This is a genomic window from Polaribacter porphyrae, assembly GCF_002954685.1.
GTDB classification, from domain to species: Bacteria; Bacteroidota; Bacteroidia; order Flavobacteriales; family Flavobacteriaceae; genus Polaribacter; species Polaribacter porphyrae.
Window position 1 is genome coordinate 754,538 of the sequence record NZ_MSCN01000001.1, and the last position, 19,037, is coordinate 773,574.

The following is a 19,037-nucleotide window of genomic DNA, read 5'->3' on the forward strand; positions in this document are numbered from 1 at the left end:
CATCTTCTATAAATTGATATTTATTTTTTCTTTTTACTATTAGATTTTCCTTTTGTACCACCTCCAGGTTGATAATAATTAGGAGGAAAGCTATTTAATTGTCTCCAAAGTTCAAACCAAATGGGTACATCTTCTAATAAAGCAATTGTTCTAGCTCCAGAACCAGCTCTAATATCTTTTGGCCATTCATGGTCAGTTTCATCAGGAGCTAATAAGACTCTATATTTTCCATTTTCGCTAATAAACCTTTCTATAGCAACCACTTTTGCACCATAAGTACCATAAGAAACGTTAGGCCAACCACTAAACACAATTGCTGGCCAACCATCAAACTGAACTCTTACTTTTTCACCTGGGTGAATTAAAGGCAAATCTATAGGTCTCACAAAAGTTTCTACAGCTAAATCTATTTGAGCAGGCATTATGCCAACTAATTCTTCACCTTCTTTAAACGTTTCTCCAATACCACCTTTTAAAGCTCTGTTAATGTATCCATTTTGAGGGGCTAAAATGTATAAAAGAGAATTTCTTACTCTGTAATTACTGTTACTGTTTTCTAATTTAGATACTTGAACTTCTGCATCAAATTGATTTGATTGAGCTGTGTATTGATCACTTTGTGCTTTAGAAATTTTATCAGCATATTGTGCTTTTATTCTTCCTATTTCTACTTTAGCATTAATTACATTGTTTTTTGAAGCAAGCAAATCGTTTTCTCTTTCAATTAATTTGGCTTGTGTTTCTTGTAACTTTAATTTTTTTGCTTCCACATCTTTTACAGCCTTTAAACCTTCTTTTTGAAGTGTTACATCACGATTGTACTGCCTTTCTGCGATACCAATATTGGTTTTTGCTGCCTCAAATTTTATGCTATCACTTTGTACTTTTAATTTAGATTGTAGTAATTTATTGCGTGCTTGTTCTAATTTTAATTCCCTTTCATTTTTTAAAGCATTAATTTGTCTGTTAAGTGCTTTTACTTTTCCTTGATATGCATTTACAGCAGAATTTTTTGCATTAATTTGTTGATTGGTTCTTTCTATTAATCGATCATCAAAATAATCACTCTTCACTTCTGATATTCGAAGGATAGTATCTCCTTTTTCTACATAGTCTCCTTCGTTTACAAACCACTGTTCTATTCTACCAGGAATTTGAGATTGAATAGTTTGTGGTCTTTGGTCTGGAGTTAATGTAGTTACCAAACCATTACCAGTTATATTTTGTGTCCATGGTAAAAAAAGTATAATCAATACAAGCCCTGCAAACACTAATAAAAATCTATTTAAGGCTTTGTAATATTTTTTCGAAAAAATTTCTTTACCAGATTTAAATGCTGTTAAATCTACTGTTTTATGCAACTGATTTTTAGAAATGTTTAACATAATAATTAATTTATAGATTTAATTTCGCCCTTTTCTAATATTATAATTTTGGTGCATTTTGTACGCCAGCTCTTTTTACTACTCACTACAATAAGAGACCAAGGTCTTTCTGGTGCAGTTAAATAGGATATTATTTGTTGAGTTTCCTCTAAATTAAATTGATCTAAAGGATCTTCTAGAATCATAATTTTTGGTTGTTTTATAATTGCTCTCGCTAAAATTATTTTTTTAGCAATAGTGTAAGACATTTGTTTACCTTCAGGATTAATAAAAGTTTCTAAACCATTAGATTGTTCTTTTAAAAATTGAGATAATCCCACAGCTTCTAACACATCAAAAATTACATTGTCTTTTACTTTTTCTGATCCAAAAATTAGGTTTTCTCTAATAGTACCTTCAAAAGGGGTTTCTTCTGATAGTGACAATCCTAATTGCGAACGATAATGATTTATATGTAAGCTCCTTAACGATAAATTATTCGCATAAATGTTTCCTGAAGTTGGCTCAATAACTCCTGCAATTAATCGTAAAAGCGTAGATTTACCAGCACCACTTTCTCCCATTATTAAAATTCTGCTACTAGGCTTCAATTCTAAAGAAACATTTTTTAGAATTGCTTTCTTTCTATCTTCAACTTCAAAAGAAACATCATCTAACTCAACATTTAAACCATCTTTAAATAAAGGTTTTTCGCCATTTTGTGATTCTAAATCTCTATCTACTACTTGGCCTATTTTTTCTATTGATGTTAATACGTCATAGAATGATTCTAGACCAACTATTAGTTTTTCAACAGATGCAATAACTAAAAGAATAATGATTTCTGCAGCAACAAACTGACCGATATTCATTTCCTGATTTAAAACCAAAGCACCACCAATTAATAGCAAACTAGCAGTAACAACTACCTTAAAACCAATCATTTGTGTAAACTGAAGTATCAGAATTTTAAAATGATTTTCTCTAGCCTCTAAATATTTACTTACTAGATTATCATTTTTAGACATTGCCAAATTTGTATTACCAGAAAGCTTAAAACTTACTACAGTTCTTGCTACTTCTTGAATCCAATGTGCTACCTTATATTTCATTTTAGACTCAATTAAACTAGTTTGTAAACCTTTTTGAGCTGTAAATCTGAAAACAATAAAAATTAATAACAACAATAAAATACCAAAAATAATAAAGAAAGGATGATAGAATGATAATAGTATGAGTGCAAACAAAATTTGCAAGATTGCTGTTGGTACATCAATTAATATTTTCGATAATCCTTTTTGAATAGTTAGCGTATCAAAAAAGCGATTAGCTAATTCTGGTGGATAGTAATTACGCAATTCAGTCATTTTTATCTTTGGAAAGCGATAGCTTAATTCAAAAGAAGATCTAGTAAAAATTCTTTGTTGAATGGTTTCGATAATTCTTAATTGCATAAGTTGCAATGCTCCAGAGAATATAACACCTATGGTAACTACAATAACTAATATTATCCAAGAAGTAGAAACTTGTGCACCTTGAATTAAGTTAATAATAGCTTGAATACCTAGAGGTAAAGTTAGAGCTACAAAACCTCCAAAAACGGCATAGTAAAAGATTTGAAATATATCTCTCTTCTCCAATCTTAAAAGATTTATAAATCTTTTCCATGGAGTTAATTGTTTATTTTCCATAACTTACTTTAATGTATTGTAAACGAGTTGTTGATAAAAGTCTGTTGGAGTTTGTCCATTTTTACAATTTGTAATTGAAGGGAAATGTTCGTTCAAAAAATGTTGATGTAAACCACCTTCTAAAATTGTACTGGCTAAACTTAAAGAAAAAGTATAGTCTGGTTTAACTCCTAAAATCATTTCCTCTAGCCTAGATACTAACCTTTTGTAAATTTCAAAGTATCCTTCTTTATTATCTTTATCAACTTCTTTTGTTAAGAAAGATTTTGAGCTTTCGTTTACTATAATTCTATATAGTAGAGTTTCGTTAATATGAGAATAATTACTATCTTCTTCAACAGTTCTAGTAACAATATTTATTGCTTTTTCTAGTTTATCTTCTGGATTAGAAACACTAAATGTTTCCATTACCAATTGATATTCTAACCAAGCCCAATACCAAGAAGATAAATACAAAAGTAGTTTGTGCTTACTTTCGAAATATCTGTAAATAGAACTCTCGTTAGAACCTATTTTATTACCTAGTTTTTTAAAGGTAAAACTCTCAAAACCAATCTCATGAATCAAAATAATGCTATTCTCTATAATTCTTTTTCCTAATTGAGATGTTTCAGGATCTTTAATGTAAATTTTATCAGGGACAGTAATTTTAAGAACTGACAATAAATTTCTCATGGTTGTATAATTTGAATGCAAATATAATAGTGTTACTATTAAATACTAAACATGATACTTTTATTTAATATTTTTTTAACATAAAAATTAAATTAGATTCAAATTTTGATAACCTTTTTATTTATAATATATTTGTTATACAGAGATTTTTATAGCGATAGCTAATAATTCTTCATTCGATTTTTAATAGTATTCTTCTGTAGAACGCATTGTATTTTTAAAAGTCTCTTAAAATTATATTGAATAAACACAGTAAAATAATTAATGGCAAAATCACAACAGACATTTAGTAAAAGTGAAAAAGAAAAAAAACGTTTAAAAAAACGTGAAGATAAGCGTAAAAAAATGGAAGCTAGAAAAGCTGCCAAAGAAGAACACGGAACTTCTGGAATTCAATTTGCTTATGTAGACCATAATGGAAATTTAACAGACACTCCACCAGATCCAGATTTAAAAGTTGAGTATGAGTTAGAAGATATTCAAATTTCTACCACTAAAAAAGAAGACTTACCAGAAGAAGACCCTGTAAGAAAAGGAAAAGTAAACTTTTTTGATTCTTCTAAAGGATTTGGTTTTATTATTGATGCTGATAATGGAGAAAAATATTTTACACACGTTAGTGGGCTAATAGATACCATTACAGAAAACGATAAGGTTTCTTTTGAATTAGAAAAAGGAATGCGAGGTATGAATGCAGTAAAAGTTAAAAAAATATAGAAACAATAGTTTTTTCTAAATTATTAAATCCTATCATTTTATTATGATGGGATTTTTTTCATCTAAAAACTAAAAGTGTTTTGCTATTTAACGAAGGTAATATTTCTAACAACATAAGCTTGTATATTACGAAATTGGATAATTTATAAGTTGTAAGAATTTACAATATAAAAGGAAAACAACTATGTACTACTAATAATTAATAGAATTAATTATTGTTGCTGTTGTTGCTGTTGTTGAACTTCATTCTTAAAAGGCCTAATATCTACAGAAACTTCTAAAGTGCTTTCACCAGAACCATAAATTACACCTTTTAAAGGAGGTACATCATAGTAATCTCTTCCATATGCTACAATAATATGTTGATTTTTAGGAATCTGATTGTTTGTTGGATCAAAATCTATCCAACCAAAATTAGGAATATAGACAGAAAACCAAGCGTGAGAAGCATCTGTACCAAATAATTTTTCTTTTCCAGGAGGAGGAAATGTTTCTATATATCCACTTACATATCTTGCTGGCATGCCAACAGAACGCAAACAAGCAATCGCAACTTGTGCAAAATCTTGACAAACCCCTTTTTTTGCCTCCATAACTTCATCAATAGGTGTAGCTACAGAGCTAAAACTTGGGTCAAATTTAAATTCTGTAAAAATACGTTTCATTAATTCGTTAGTCGCTTCAAAAACAGAACGCTCTTTTCGGAATGAAATTTTGGCGTAATTATTTATTTTATCAGAAATTTTCTTAATAAACGCAGAATCCAATACATACTGTGTAGCATCTATATTTTCTGGTGATAATACTTTTAATTTTAATAAAGCTTGTTCTAAAGTGATGCTTCTACAGGCTTCAGTAATTACTGCATTCTTTTGATGTTCAAAAGAACGTAAAACTTTACTTTTAGCAGTAACTACTAACTTTTTATGTTGTTTCTCAATAGAGAAATGTGTAACATTGTTCCCGAAAAAATCAATATTTTCTTTAATTACAGTTGGTTTAGGTTCTATTTCTAATTCATAATCTAATAATTCCTGTCCATCAAAAGTTTTTGGTTTTAAATTCGCTAGATTATAACAATAGGTTACATTGTTTGCATAATTATAAGTGGTTTTATGAACTACAGAAAAAATCATATTACAATGTATAATTTTGATTAACCAATTGTATCTGCTCATCTGAATGATTAAAATACATATCTGTTAAAGATAATGATGTATTATGAATCAAATCACTTAAAGAAGCCAATAATTCCTCTAGTTCTGATCTTGTAAATGCGTTTTTATCAACTTTGGTTAAAGAACTTGCTTTTGCATTTTCAATAATTTTACAAGCTTTTAAAATAGCTATTTCAACAGATGTAGATGCAGTATCATTTGTTCTTTTAGGAAGTTTAGAAATATCTCTTCGAATTCTATTCAATTGATATTTTAGAGATCTTGAATAAGAATCATCTAATAAAATAAGTTTAATTACATTCTCAACATCTAAATAAGATCTAAAACTATATCTGTAAATATTCAAACTTTCATGACTATTTAAGAGTGATTCTAAAATTTCATATTCCACATCTTCATCATAAGAAATCGTCAACAACGCTCTTGATTTATCAATAGTCATGATAGCTTGCTCCATTTGTAAACCTATAAAATAGAGGAGCAAACCTTGGTCCACTAATATACTTTCTTCAATTAAACCAATAAAGGCAATTAATTTAGTAATCATAGTATCTAATAACTTGGTAATTTTAGGTATATTTTGATGGTCTTCCTTATCAAAATCTTGCCAAACCTTTTGTAACATATCATATACACGCCACATATCTTTAGACCAAAGATTTCGTAAAGAATAGTAGGAATTTTTAAACGAAGAAAGTGCATGAGCTAAACTACCCATTTGAGTTTTATCAAACAAAACAATCGCAATTTCTTCTAAAGGATTTTCAATAGCTTTTTCTTTGTTTTTACCAGTAAAACCTGGGAAAATAGATGTTAAGTGTGTTATAGATTGGTATAAAATATGTAAACTTTCTGTGTCAGATTCTCGTTTATTGAATTCATAATTTGTTACTTGATTCAATACCATTCTAATATATCTAGCAGTTACTAATGTTCTTGCCAAATACCTACCAGACCAAAATAAGTTTTCTGCTGTATTACTTGGTAAATTTTCAATTCCTGAAAAATTATTTGCACTAGCATGATGCCAATGATAACGTTGTCTCTTTTTTAATGTATTATCAGTATTGTTAGTAACCCAAAAATCTTTACTAGTACCTCCTTTTTGGTTAGAAACTCGTATTTTTTTTCTATCAGATGCAACTCTTACTAAACCACCAGGCATTATACTAAAAGATTTCTCTTTTGCAACAGCAAAGGTTCTGCACATTACTTTTCTAGGTTCTAAACTATTTTCTGTAAAATTAGGAGCCGTTGAAAAAGATATTTTTTCTTGTGCTACATAACGATAAGGTTTTGCTAAAATTTCTTGTTTTAGCACTTCTATTTCTTCATCATTTAAAAATTCGCAGAAATAAATATGCTCTCTGTGTGTATTATCTATTGGTTTTACAACAAACTTTTTAATGTTTTCTAAAACAAATTTTAGTTCTTTTTCTTGTCCACACCACCAAGATGCAATTTGTGGTAAAATTAAATCTTCTTTTAAGAAATATTTGCAGACAGAATTCATAAATGGAATTAATCCTGGGTTTTCTAAAACGCCACTTCCAATAGGATTGATTATTGATACATTTTGTGCTCTAACTACATTTAATAATCCTGCTACTCCTAAATAAGAATCGCCTTTCAATTCTAAAGGATCAGAATAGGCATCGTCAACACGTCTGTAAATTACATCAACCTGAATTAAACCTTTAAGTGTTTTAACCCAAACTTTGTTTTCTCTTACTACCAAATCGTTTCCTTTTACTAAAGGATATCCTAAAAATGATGATAAATATGCATGTTCAAAATAGGTTTCATTATGTGGCCCAGGAGTTAAAATAACAATCGTTGGGTTTTCTTTATTTGTTGATGCAGAATTTATTAATAAATCATTTAAATCTTTAAAGAAACCAAAAGGTTGTTTTACATTGATTTCTTTAAAAAAATCAGGAACAACTTCGCGAACAGAAAAACGATTCTCCAAAGAATAACCCATTCCTGATGGTGTTTCAGTTCTGTCATTTACAACCCACATTCTTCCATCTGGACCTCTTGCTAAATCTGCAGAGTGAATTAATAATTGTTGTGTGGTTTTGTATTGTATTTGATGGCAAGGTCTCAAAAACCCTCTATGAGCAAAAATAATCTCTGAAGGCACAATACCATTTTTAATGAGTTCTTGTTTTCCGTAAATATCTTTTAATACCAAATCTAAAAGATGTGCACGTTGTTGCAGCCCTTTTTCAATAGTTTTCCATTCTTTTTGGTCAATAATAAACGGAATTATGTTCAAGTTCCAAGGTCTATTCAATCCATTAGGATCGTTATAAACATTATAAGTAACACCATTTTCGGCTAACAGCCAATCTAAATCATTTTGCCTTTTGTTTAATTCATCAATACCTAGTTTAGAAAAATTTGTTAATAATTTTTCCCAATTAGGATTGATGCTCATATCAGATTTTAAAACTTCGTCATAGTTTTCAAAATCCTTAAAATAATCAGTAAAAAAAGAGGTTATCGATGGTTTTATCAATTGAATTATTTTTTAAGACGCAAATCTAAAGTATTTGGATATTCTGGGTTCACAGGAATCTCTTTAAAACTAAATTTTTTTGAACTTCCTTGTTTTTCCATACTTCTAGTAACATTTTCAGTATTTGTTTTTTTCTTCTTTTTCTTTTTTTCTGGCTCTATTTCTCCTTGTGTGTGTCCAAAATCCCAAAAACGATTAATTCTTCTAGATTCTGCTTCATAACTATTTACAGGATAGGTTTCGTAAGATCTACCTCCAGGATGTGCTACAAAATAAGTACAGCCACCAATTGAACGTTTATTCCAAGTATCTATAATGTCAAAAGTTAAAGGTGTATCTACACCAATTGTTGGGTGTAAAGCCGAGTATGGATTCCAAGCTTTATAACGCACACCAGCAACATATTCTCCATGAACTCCAGTACTTTTTAATTGCGCTTTTACGCCATTACAAGTTAATGAATATCTTTCTTCTGTAAAGTTAGTCACTTTTACTTGTAATCTTTCTAATGATGAATCTACATATCTTGCAGTTCCACCACCAGTCATTTCTTCACCCAAAACATTCCATGGTTCAATTCCTGCACGTAATTCTAAATGGATGTTGTTAATATCAACCATACCATATAAAGGAAAACGAAATTCAAAAAACGGATCAAACCAATCTTCTTTAAATTTGTAACCTGCTTTATTTAGTTGATTTACAATATCTTTAATATCTTCTCTAACAAAATGTTCTATCAAAAATTTATCGTGTAATTCTGTCCCCCATCTAACAAGGTTGTGTTCGTAAGGTTTTTTCCAAAACCAAGAAACTAAAGTTCTTACCAATAAGTTTTGCATCAAACTCATTTGAGCGTGTGGAGGCATATCAAAGCCTCGTAATTCTAAAATTCCCAATCTTCCTGATGATGAATCTGGTGAATATAATTTATCGATACAAAACTCTGCTCTGTGCGTATTTCCTGTTAAATCTGTCAATAAATGACGAAACAATCTATCTGTTAACCAAAAAGGAACTTCACCATCTTTAGGAATTTGACTAAAAGCAATTTCTAATTCGTACAAACTATCATGTCTGGCTTCATCAACTCTTGGAGCTTGACTTGTTGGCCCAATAAAAGAACCTGAAAACAAATAAGATAATCCTGGATGATGTTGCCAAAAAGTGAGTAAACTTCTTAACAAACTTGGTTTACGCAACAAAGGACTGTCTTTTGGAGAAACACCACCTAAAGTAACATGATTTCCACCTCCAGTTCCTGTATGTTTGCCATCTAGCATAAATTTTTCTGTACCTAGTCTCGATTTTTTTGCTTCTTCATAAATAGTAAATGTTGTATCTTTTAAATCTTTCCAACTTTTAGATGGATGCACATTTACCTCAATTACACCTGGATCTGGGGTAATTTTCATCGATTCTAAACGATTATCGTGAGGTGGTCCATAACCTTCTAAAACAACAGGAATTTGCAATGCTTTGGCTGTAGCTTCAATTGAAGCTAATAAATCTAAATAAAATTCAGCGTTGTCTAATGGAGGTAAAAATAAATGCAGTTTCCCTTCTCTAATTTCTGAACAAATAGCAGTTCTCACAAAATAATTAGGCATATTTTTAGGAACACCATTTTCTAAAAAGTCAGTATATCTTTTAGAAACAATTTGCCTAAAACTTGGCAAACGTTTCTTTTTAGAAAATAAATCGGGTTCGTAAATAGGGAAAAGTTCGTGTTCTGGTTTTTGTGCTAAACTATTTAAAGGCAAACGTAAACCAACAGGAGAATTTCCGGGTGTTAAATAAATATGATTTCTTCTAAATGTCCATTCACTGCTAAACCATTTTCCTTCAGTTTTATTTAATGGTAAAACATAACCTACAGCTTTAGAAGTTCCGTTTTCCAAGATTTCTGCAATTTTTTGTTCAGCTAGAGAGCTGTTTTTATCTTCTAAAGGATTGTAATCAATAGGTAGATTCCCTTTTTCATACAGCATCAAAAACGCATCTTCATAAGTTGGTTTTATATGATTTGAAGTGATGCCTAGATATTGTGTTAATGTTTCTAAAAATAAAATATCTGCATTTTCTGATAGTGAAACCTCTTTACCAACAGCTGCCAGTAAATCTTGATTAAACCATATTTTTCTACCATCTTTTCGCCAACATAATTCTATAGACCATCTTGGTAAAGGTTCTCCTGGATACCATTTTCCTTGAGCGTGATGTAAAAAGCCACCTTCGCTAAATTTGTCTAAAAAGCGTTTAGATAAGTCTGAAGCTAATTTTCTCTTGTGTTCACCATCTGCAGCAGTGTTCCATTCTTCGCCTTCCATATCATCAATAGAAACAAAAGTTGGTTCACCACCCATTGTTAAACGAACATCATTTTTTTGCAGTTCTTTTTCAACCTTTTTCCCTAATTTATCAATAGCTTTCCATTGCTCTTGTGTATAAGGTTTTGTAACTCTTGGCGATTCAAAAATTCGTTTTACAGAGTTTTCGAATTCAAATGTAGTTTCACAAACATCAGAAAGTCCAAAAACAGGTGCAGCACTTTCAAAAGAAGGTGTACACGCTAATGGAATATGACCTTCACCTGCTAATAGACCAGAAGTGGCATCAAAACCAATCCAACCAGCTCCAGGAATATAAACTTCTGCCCAAGCGTGTAAATCTGTAAAATCTTCTGCAGGTCCAGAAGGTCCATCTAAAGATTGTTCATCAGATTTTAATTGTACTAAATATCCTGAAACAAAACGTGCTCCAAAACCCAAATGACGTAAGGTTTGCACAAATAACCAAGCATAATCTCTACAAGAACCATTTTTTTGACCTAAAGTTTCTTCGCATGTTTGTACACCAGGTTCCATACGAATATTATAATTTAAATATTCATAAATTTTTCTATTGATGTCAATCAGAAAATAAATAGTTTTACGAGGTGTCATATCTAAAGACGCTACAAAACCCTCTAATAAAGAACCTTTTTCAGTAACTTCTAAATAGGGAAGTAGTTCCTTTTTTATAGTATTATTATATTCAAAAGGGAACTCTTCTGCAGATTCTTCCACAAAAAAATCAAACGGATTTATGGTTTTTAAATCTGCTATAATTTCTACATCAATAGAAAGTTCTGTTGTTTTATCAGGAAAAACAACTCTTGCTAAATAATTTCCAAAGGGATCTTGTTGCCAGTTAAAAAAATGATTTTCTGGTTGAATCTTTAAAGAATATGATTCTATTGGTGTTCTAGAATGTGGGGCAGGTCTTAATCTAAAAATATGTGGAGAGAGTTTTACTGAACGATCATATTTATATTTCGTCTTGTGTGAAATTACAATTTTTAGTGCCATAAATGCTTCTTTAAATAAAGTTGTCTTGTATGTGTGAAATTACTAAAACCGTTACAAATATTACAAAATAAATCTCATATTTTAGCAATTATTGTATTTTTAATAAAAAACAATTTTTAGTAAAAAAAAATCATGATTTTATTGAAAACAATAAAAATAATCTAGTTTTTACGCTAAAACACACGTGTTTGTTAAAAAATATTTTATTAAATTTACACAAAAAGTATTCGATTTGAAAGCACCAACTAATTTACCTATCTTTTCTTCTTACGAATTTGATTCAAGATTTTATGATGAAATTTTTACAGACAATAATGAAGTAAGGCAAGTATACGAAACCTTGTTCAACTTATTCAGTGAATATTCTGTAGATGATTTTGCAAATTTGAACGACAAAGCAAAAGATGCTTTTTTTAATCAAGGAATAACTTTTCAGGTATATGGAGACAAAGAAACTAAAGAAAAAATATTTCCTTTTGATTTATTTCCAAGAATTATTGGCAATAAAGAATGGTGTAAAATAGAAAAAGGTGCATTACAACGAAGTAAAGCACTAAATGAATTTTTATGGGATTTATACCACGACCAAAAAATAATCAAAGATAATATTGTCCCTGTTGAATTGATAAACTCCTCTGTAAATTTCTTGAAACAAATGAAAGGTTTTAATCCTCCAGGTGGAATTTATAACCACGTTTCAGGTACAGATTTAATCAAACATTCAGATGGAGATTACTATGTTTTAGAAGACAATATTAGATGTCCTTCTGGAGTGAGTTATGTTGTTGGGAATAGAGATGCTTTAAAAAGGACTTTGTTTGGAGTTTTTAATCATTATCAATCGTATAATGTATCAGATTATGGTCAAAATTTATTAGAGATTATAGAATCAGTAAAACCCAAAGGAGTAGATATTCCTAAATGTGTAGTGTTAACTCCAGGCGTATATAATTCAGCCTATTACGAACATTCTTTTTTGGCAAAACAAATGGGAGTAGAATTAGTAGAAGGACGAGATTTGTTTATAGAAAATGATTTTGTTTACATGAAAACCATTAAAGGTTTAGAAAGAGTAGATGTTATTTACAGACGTGTAGATGACTTATTTATAGATCCTTTAGAATTCAAAAAAGATTCTTTACTAGGTGTACCTGGTTTGTTTAAATGTTATATGAAAGGGAAAGTATGTTTGGTAAATGCACCAGGAACAGGAGTTGCTGATGACAAAGCCATTTATACCTATATGCCACAAATTATCAAATATTATTTAGATGAAGAACCTATTTTAAATAATGTATACACGTATCATTGTAGTAGACCAGAAGAGTTAAAATATGTTTTAGAAAATGTAGATAAATTGGTTGTTAAACCTGTGGATGAATCTGGTGGTTATGGAATTTCAATCGGTAATAAACTTACTAAAGAAGAAATAGAAAAAGTAAAAGCAACAATAAAAGATGACCCAAGAAAATATATTGCACAGCCTATAATGTCGCTTTCTACACATGCTACTTATATAGAAGAAGAAAACTCTTTTGAGCCAAGACATGTAGATTTAAGAACCTTTACATTGTTAGGAAAAGATAAAAGTTTTGTTTTAAAGGGTGGTTTGACAAGAGTTGCATTAAAAAAAGGGAATTTGGTTGTGAATTCATCACAAGGAGGAGGATCTAAAGATACTTGGGTATTAAAAAAATAAAATAATTTTATGTTAGCAAGAGTAGCCAATAATTTATTTTGGATGGGGCGTTATTTAGAGCGTTCAGAACATATAGCAAGGTATATGAATGTCAATTATTTTTCGTCATTAGATGCTCCTAGTGAGTTATCTCAATCAAGACAATTTGTATTACGTTCTATGTTATTTGTTGCAGATGAAGAAGAGCTTAAAGTAGGCAAAGAATTAGATGAGAGAAAAGTATTGTTTGATATTGGTTTGAATCCAGAAAAGCAATTTTCTATTTTATCTTCTATCCAAAATGCACAACAAAATGCAAATGGAGCTAGAGATTTGATTTCTACTGAATTATACGAATCTATAAATACTTTAAATAGAACTGTAAAAAACTACGATAAAGATCGTTTTGTAAAAAATGGTTTGTTTGATTTCACAACGATGATTACAGCTAATGTAGCGTCTTTAAGAACAAAAATAAGAGGAACACTTTTACACGATGAAGTATATGCCATCATAATGTTAGGAATTTATATAGAAAGAGCTAACCAGGTTATAAGAATCATCAATTCTAAATATAACGATGCTTTAGTAGAAAAAGTAAATTCAGGAGCTTCTGTAACAACAAGTTATGAGTGGACTACTTTATTAAAATGTGTACAAACCTATGATATGATGCGTAGATATTACAGAAAAATACCTACAAGCAATACTGTATTAGATTTTTTGATTTTAAATCCTGTATGTCCACGATCTATAATGAACTCTTTAAACAATATTTTATATTATATCAGTTTTTTATCGAAAGAAGAAATTCCTCATAAAGATACAGCTGCATTTTTAATAGGTAAATTAAAATACGAACATCAGTATAAAACAATTGAAGATGTACAAGGAGGTTTAAAGACCTTTATCGAAAAATTAGTAGAAGATTTATCTTTGGTAGGTGAGAAGATGGATAAAGATTACTTTAGTTTGTATTAGTTTATCTATTATAAAACTCCATACTTTCAATAATTAAATCTTCAGGAACTTTACAATCAATTTTAAAATCTTCAAAATCGTTGAGCAGTACAAAATTCACTTGTCCGTTTACGTTTTTCTTATCGTGTTTCAATAAATTCACTATTGATGAAAAATCTTGTTTTAATAAATTGTTTTTATTATAAATTGATAAAACAACTTCTTTAACAGTATTCACTTTTTCTGTTGATAAACCTAATAATTGAGAAGATAGATAGCTTTCGCAAACCATACCAATAGCAATAGCTTCTCCATGAGTTAAATTTTCTTTGTCTTCAGATTCTAGATAAAAAGACTCAATTGCGTGCCCTAAAGTATGCCCGAAATTTAGAATTTTACGTAAATTTTGTTCTTTAGGATCTTGTAAAACAACTTCGTTTTTAATTTCTACAGATCTAAAAATTAAATCCTTGATTTTTAAATCTTTATTATCTTTAATTTGATTGAAAAGATGAATATCATAAGTTAAACCATATTTAATAATTTCTGCTGTTCCAGATTTTATTTCTCTTGGGGTAACTGTAGTTAAATAACGATCATCTACAATAACCATTTGAGGATTAGCAAACAATCCAATTTGGTTTTTTAAAACACCTAAATCAACACCCGTTTTTCCACCAACAGAAGCATCAACCATAGATAATAAAGTTGTTGGTATGTTTACAAAATCAATCCCTCGTTTAAAACAAGAAGCTACAAAACCACCTAAATCTGTAATTACGCCTCCACCTAAAGTAATCAATAAACTTTTTCGGTCTCCACCTAATTCTGTGATTGCATTCCAAACTCCAATACAAGTTTCGAGGTTCTTATTAATTTCTCCAGATTCAATTTCAATAAGTTCAATACGTTTATCAGTTTTTAAATTTGGAATAAACTTCGGATAACAATGTTCCATCGTATTTTCATCAACTAAAATAAAAATAGTAGAGTAATTATTATTTTTTATTAAATTAGAAAGCAATACATAGCTTTCTTCTTGAAAATGAACAGGATACGAAACTGCTTGAATGGTTTTCATTTGTAATAGAGTTGAGGGTGCAAATTAAATAGAAATTCTATAATTATTACTATTCATATAGTATATTTGTGGTTACTAAATCGATATAGTATGAAACTTTTTGACAATACAGAGGTTGCCTTCGCTTTAAAATCTGATTCACAATTAGAAAGAGCATATTTTTTGTTCAGAATGATACAAAATCAACCAATGGTAAGAATAGGAAGTGCAGTTACAAATTTTGCCTTAAAAGCACATTTGCCAATAGAGGGTTTGATTAGATCAACTGTTTTTGATCATTTTTGTGGAGGTGTAACAGAAGACGATTGTTTGCCAATTATCGATAATATGTATAAAAACGGAAATGTACATAGTGTTTTAGATTATTCTGTTGAAGGAAAAGAGGAAGAAGAAAGTTTTGATGCTGCTTTAGAAAAAATTTTAAGAATCATTAACTTTTGCGAAGAAAAGCAATCTATTCCTTATGCTGTTTTTAAACCCACAGGTTTTGGACGCTTTGCTCTTTATCAAAAAATATCCGAAGGAAAAACTTTAGATGCTGATGAACAAGAAGAGTGGGATAGAGTAGTGGCTCGTTTTCGTAAAGTTTGCAAGGTAGCACATCAAAAAGATGTTCCTTTATTAATAGATGGAGAAGAAAGCTGGATGCAAAAGGCTGCAGACGATTTAATAGAACACTTAATGGAAACCTATAATAAGGACAAAGCCATTGTGTTTAATACGTTGCAAATGTATAGACATGATAGAATGGATTATTTAAAAGATTTGCATAAAAGAGCAACAGAAAAAGGTTTTCATATTGGTATGAAGGTAGTAAGAGGTGCTTATATGGAGAAAGAGCGTGAAAGAGCTTTAGAGAAAGGATATCCATCTCCAATTTGTAAAAATAAAAAAGCCACAGATCTTAATTATGATGAAGCTATTACATATATGATGGAACAACCAAATGTTGCATTATTTGTAGGTACTCACAATGAAGAAAGTTCTTATTTAGCTATGGAATTAGCAAAAAAACGAGGTGTTAAAGAAAATGATAATCGTCTTTGGTTTGGTCAATTATTTGGCATGAGTGATCATATTAGTTATAATTTGGCAAACGAAGGTTATAATGTAGCAAAATACTTACCTTTTGGACCTGTTAGAGATGTTATGCCCTATTTAATAAGAAGAGCAGAAGAAAACACTTCTGTTGCAGGCCAAACCAGTAGAGAATTAAATCTACTAAAAACAGAACGAAAACGTAGAAAATTATAATGCAGACTGTTGAAGAAATAAAAGCATTGTTGCATAAAAATAAGTTGAGATTAATGCAAGAATTGTCTCAAAGTAAAGAAGCAATGCATCTAATTAAAAAATCTACGCACGCTAAATTATCTGCAGAAGAAAAAGAAAAAATTAGAGTTCAACTTTTAGACATTTGCAAGTCTATACCAGCTTTAGCTGTTTTTTTATTACCTGGAGGAGCTTTGCTTTTGCCTCTTTTAATCAAATTAATACCAGATATTTTGCCCTCTGCTTTTAGGGATTAATAATGTTTAGTTCAATAATTTGTTTGTTTTTTCTCAATTAATTAAACTCATTTTTAAACTTTACAAATTCATCATTCATAATTTGTAAATAATCATTTAGAAAAGACTACTTTTGCACGAAATTTAAGAAAGCAGTTATGCAATCAATAAGAAACATCGCAATTATTGCGCACGTTGACCATGGTAAAACAACTTTAGTTGATAAAATTATAGATCAAGCTAAAATTTTAGATGATAGAAAAGAACGTAAAGATTTGTTGTTAGATAACAATGATTTAGAACGTGAAAGAGGTATTACAATCTTATCTAAAAACGTTTCAGTAAATTATAAAGATGTAAAAATCAATGTAATTGATACTCCTGGTCACGCAGATTTTGGAGGAGAAGTAGAACGTGTATTAAAAATGGCTGATGGAGTTTTGTTATTAGTTGATGCTTTTGAAGGTCCAATGCCACAAACTCGTTTTGTATTGGGTAAAGCCATTGAATTAGGACTTACTCCAATTGTAGTAGTAAATAAGGTAGATAAAGAAAATTGTACTCCAGATTTGGTACACGAAAAAGTATTCGATTTAATGTTTGCTTTAGACGCCACAGAAGATCAGTTAGACTTTACAACTATTTATGGTTCTGCAAAAAATGGCTGGATGGCTACAGATTGGCAAGAACCAACTGATAATATTATTCCTTTATTAGATGCTGTAATTGAATCAATACCAGAAGCTCCTTACAGAGAAGGGACTCCACAAATGCAAATTACTTCTCTTGACTTTTCTTCTTTTACAGGAAGAATCGCAATTGGTCGTGTGTATAGAGGAGATTTAGAAGAGAACAAAGATTATATGTTGTGTAAAGCTGATGGAACTAACAAAAAAGTTAGAATTAAAGAATTACACGTTTTTGAAGGAATGGGTAAAGCCAAAGTTTCTAAAGTAAGAAGTGGAGATATTTGTGCAATTACAGGTATTGATGGTTTCGAAATTGGAGATACGATTGCAGATTTAGAAAATCCAGAAGCATTACCAAGAATTGAAGTAGATCAGCCTACAATGAGTATGTTGTTTACTATTAATAATTCGCCATTTTTTGGAAAAGAAGGAAAATTTGTAACTTCTCGTCATTTACGTGATAGATTGTTTAAAGAAACAGAAAAAAACCTTGCTTTAAGAGTTGATACAACAGATTCTGAAGATAAATTCAATGTTTTCGGACGTGGAGTTTTACATTTATCAGTATTGATAGAAACAATGCGTAGAGAAGGGTATGAGTTGCAGGTTGGACGTCCACAAGTAATTATTAAAGATATTGATGGTGTAAAATCTGAACCTTATGAAACACTTTCTATTGATGTTCCAGAAGATGTAGCTTCAAGAGCAATTAATCTAGTTTCTTTACGTAAAGGAGATTTATTAGTAATGGAACCAAAAGGAGATTTACAACATTTAGAATTTACAATTCCATCTAGAGGATTGATAGGTTTGCGTAATAAAATATTAACAGCAACAGCTGGTCAAGCCATTATAAACCATCGTTTTTCTGAATATGGACCTTATAAAGGTGAGTTTTCTGAAGATATTAAAGGAGCAATTGTTTCTTCTGCAGCTGGTAAAGCAACTGCTTATGCCATTGATAGATTGCAAGATAGAGGTCGTTTTTTTATAGACCCAAATCAAGATATTTATATTGGTCAAGTTGTTGGAGAAAACAGCAAGGATACAGATATGGGTGTGAATTTAATTAAGGGAAAAAAATTAACAAATGTACGTTCTTCTGGAACAGATGATAGTGTTAAAATTGCTCCAAAAATTGATTTTTCACTTGAAGAATGTATGGAATACATAAAAACTGATGAGTATTTAGAGGTAACTCCTGCAAGTTTACGTATGCGTAAAATTTCTTTTAGACCATAGTATAAGAAAAAATTATAGAATAAAAAAAGCTCAAGAATTTAATTTTCTTGAGCTTTTTTTAGTTTCGCTAACGTGTTTGTATAAGCTTTGTTGCGTGTTTCGAACAACTAATTTAGTAAATATTTACTGACCAAGAAAGTCCGCGAGGACTTTCGTAAGTAGGCAAAAGCCAGCAATAAAGTTTATACGGTATGTCTGTTGCACAATTTTTTAAAGATACAGAAATTTCGTATATTTAATAATGCAAGGCAAGAAGCAATATCAAGAAAAGCTGTTTAATAATTTCCAGTTGAGTGAGCGAGTTCCCAAGGATAATTTTTACAGACGTTTAAAAAAGATCCTTCATTTAGATTTTCTGTATTCAGAGACAAAGTGTTATT

At 30.1% G+C, this 19,037-nt stretch carries 13 protein-coding genes; 6 read left to right on the forward strand and 7 right to left on the reverse strand.

The genetic code is table 11. From position 1 onward, the window contains the following. Positions 1-20 precede the first annotated feature (20 nt). The 3 genes from BTO18_RS03470 to BTO18_RS03480 are packed head-to-tail and all read right to left on the reverse strand — an operon-like array spanning position 21 to position 3,730. The gene (locus BTO18_RS03470; protein ID WP_105014891.1) at positions 21-1,385 is read right to left on the reverse strand and encodes an HlyD family secretion protein; all 1,365 of its coding nucleotides are present in this window, start codon (positions 1,383-1,385) and stop codon (positions 21-23) included. A gap of 5 nt (positions 1,386-1,390) precedes the next feature. Next, positions 1,391-3,055: a peptidase domain-containing ABC transporter gene (locus BTO18_RS03475; RefSeq protein ID WP_105014892.1), complete on the reverse strand. Its 1,665-nt coding sequence runs from the start codon at positions 3,053-3,055 to the stop codon at positions 1,391-1,393. Between the two features lie 3 nt (positions 3,056-3,058). Further along, complete coding sequence (locus BTO18_RS03480; RefSeq protein WP_105014893.1) at positions 3,059-3,730, reverse strand: TetR/AcrR family transcriptional regulator; 672 nt, start codon at positions 3,728-3,730, stop codon at positions 3,059-3,061. A gap of 264 nt (positions 3,731-3,994) precedes the next feature. Between BTO18_RS03480 and BTO18_RS03485 the strand changes: the two genes are divergently transcribed. Further along, a complete protein-coding gene (locus tag BTO18_RS03485; protein WP_105014894.1) occupies positions 3,995-4,447 on the forward strand; it encodes a cold-shock protein in 453 nt (150 codons plus the stop codon). Between the two features lie 212 nt (positions 4,448-4,659). Here the strand turns inward: BTO18_RS03485 and BTO18_RS03490 are convergent, their stop codons facing one another. Genes BTO18_RS03490 through BTO18_RS03500 form a run of 3 tightly spaced genes read right to left on the reverse strand, consistent with a single transcriptional unit; the run spans position 4,660 to position 11,499 of the window. Continuing rightward, on the reverse strand, positions 4,660-5,583 hold the full coding sequence (locus tag BTO18_RS03490; protein WP_105014895.1) for a transglutaminase family protein: 924 nt from the start codon (positions 5,581-5,583) through the stop codon (positions 4,660-4,662). Position 5,584: 1 nt separating this feature from the next. Beyond that, the gene (locus tag BTO18_RS03495; protein ID WP_226789143.1) at positions 5,585-8,149 is read right to left on the reverse strand and encodes a circularly permuted type 2 ATP-grasp protein; all 2,565 of its coding nucleotides are present in this window, start codon (positions 8,147-8,149) and stop codon (positions 5,585-5,587) included. Between the two features lie 5 nt (positions 8,150-8,154). Then, a complete protein-coding gene (locus tag BTO18_RS03500) occupies positions 8,155-11,499 on the reverse strand; it encodes a transglutaminase family protein (protein ID WP_105014896.1) in 3,345 nt (1,114 codons plus the stop codon). A gap of 232 nt (positions 11,500-11,731) precedes the next feature. On the opposite strand from BTO18_RS03500, the gene BTO18_RS03505 reads away from it, so the two are divergent. Both BTO18_RS03505 and BTO18_RS03510 read left to right on the forward strand, forming a co-directional pair. Next, complete coding sequence (locus tag BTO18_RS03505) at positions 11,732-13,198, forward strand: circularly permuted type 2 ATP-grasp protein (RefSeq protein WP_105017487.1); 1,467 nt, start codon at positions 11,732-11,734, stop codon at positions 13,196-13,198. Between the two features lie 9 nt (positions 13,199-13,207). After that, positions 13,208-14,158: an alpha-E domain-containing protein gene (locus BTO18_RS03510; RefSeq protein WP_105014897.1), complete on the forward strand. Its 951-nt coding sequence runs from the start codon at positions 13,208-13,210 to the stop codon at positions 14,156-14,158. 1 nt (position 14,159) lies between these two features. Here BTO18_RS03510 and aroB read toward each other — a convergent pair whose 3' ends face one another. Continuing rightward, positions 14,160-15,218 carry a 3-dehydroquinate synthase gene (gene aroB / locus BTO18_RS03515; protein ID WP_105014898.1) on the reverse strand — a complete coding sequence of 353 codons (1,059 nt, stop codon included), beginning with the start codon at positions 15,216-15,218 and terminating at the stop codon, positions 14,160-14,162. Positions 15,219-15,308: 90 nt separating this feature from the next. Between aroB and BTO18_RS03520 the strand changes: the two genes are divergently transcribed. The 3 genes from BTO18_RS03520 to typA all read left to right on the forward strand — a co-directional run bounded on the left by BTO18_RS03520 (position 15,309) and on the right by typA (position 18,657). Next, positions 15,309-16,472, forward strand: coding sequence for a proline dehydrogenase family protein (locus BTO18_RS03520; protein ID WP_105014899.1), 1,164 nt, complete (start codon positions 15,309-15,311; stop codon positions 16,470-16,472). Then, entirely contained in the window at positions 16,472-16,747 is a 276-nt protein-coding gene (locus BTO18_RS03525) for an LETM1 domain-containing protein (protein ID WP_105014900.1), read from the forward strand. Before BTO18_RS03520 ends, BTO18_RS03525 begins: the two co-directional genes overlap by 1 nt. A gap of 137 nt (positions 16,748-16,884) precedes the next feature. Next, entirely contained in the window at positions 16,885-18,657 is a 1,773-nt protein-coding gene (gene typA / locus BTO18_RS03530) for a translational GTPase TypA (protein WP_105014901.1), read from the forward strand. Positions 18,658-19,037 lie beyond the last annotated feature (380 nt).

Excerpts from the sequence above, each read along its gene's own strand:
- typA (WP_105014901.1), top strand. The coding sequence starts at position 16,885 with ATGCAATCAATAAGAAACATCGCAATTATTGCGCACGTTGACCATGGT.
- BTO18_RS03485 (WP_105014894.1), top strand. The coding sequence starts at position 3,995 with ATGGCAAAATCACAACAGACATTTAGTAAAAGTGAAAAAGAAAAAAAA.
- BTO18_RS03520 (WP_105014899.1), top strand. The coding sequence starts at position 15,309 with ATGAAACTTTTTGACAATACAGAGGTTGCCTTCGCTTTAAAATCTGAT.
- BTO18_RS03525 (WP_105014900.1), top strand. The coding sequence starts at position 16,472 with ATGCAGACTGTTGAAGAAATAAAAGCATTGTTGCATAAAAATAAGTTG.
- BTO18_RS03500 (WP_105014896.1), bottom strand. The coding sequence starts at position 11,499 with ATGGCACTAAAAATTGTAATTTCACACAAGACGAAATATAAATATGAT.
- BTO18_RS03470 (WP_105014891.1), bottom strand. The coding sequence starts at position 1,385 with ATGTTAAACATTTCTAAAAATCAGTTGCATAAAACAGTAGATTTAACA.
- BTO18_RS03510 (WP_105014897.1), top strand. The coding sequence starts at position 13,208 with ATGTTAGCAAGAGTAGCCAATAATTTATTTTGGATGGGGCGTTATTTA.
- BTO18_RS03490 (WP_105014895.1), bottom strand. The coding sequence starts at position 5,583 with ATGATTTTTTCTGTAGTTCATAAAACCACTTATAATTATGCAAACAAT.
- aroB (WP_105014898.1), bottom strand. The coding sequence starts at position 15,218 with ATGAAAACCATTCAAGCAGTTTCGTATCCTGTTCATTTTCAAGAAGAA.
- BTO18_RS03480 (WP_105014893.1), bottom strand. The coding sequence starts at position 3,730 with ATGAGAAATTTATTGTCAGTTCTTAAAATTACTGTCCCTGATAAAATT.
- BTO18_RS03475 (WP_105014892.1), bottom strand. The coding sequence starts at position 3,055 with ATGGAAAATAAACAATTAACTCCATGGAAAAGATTTATAAATCTTTTA.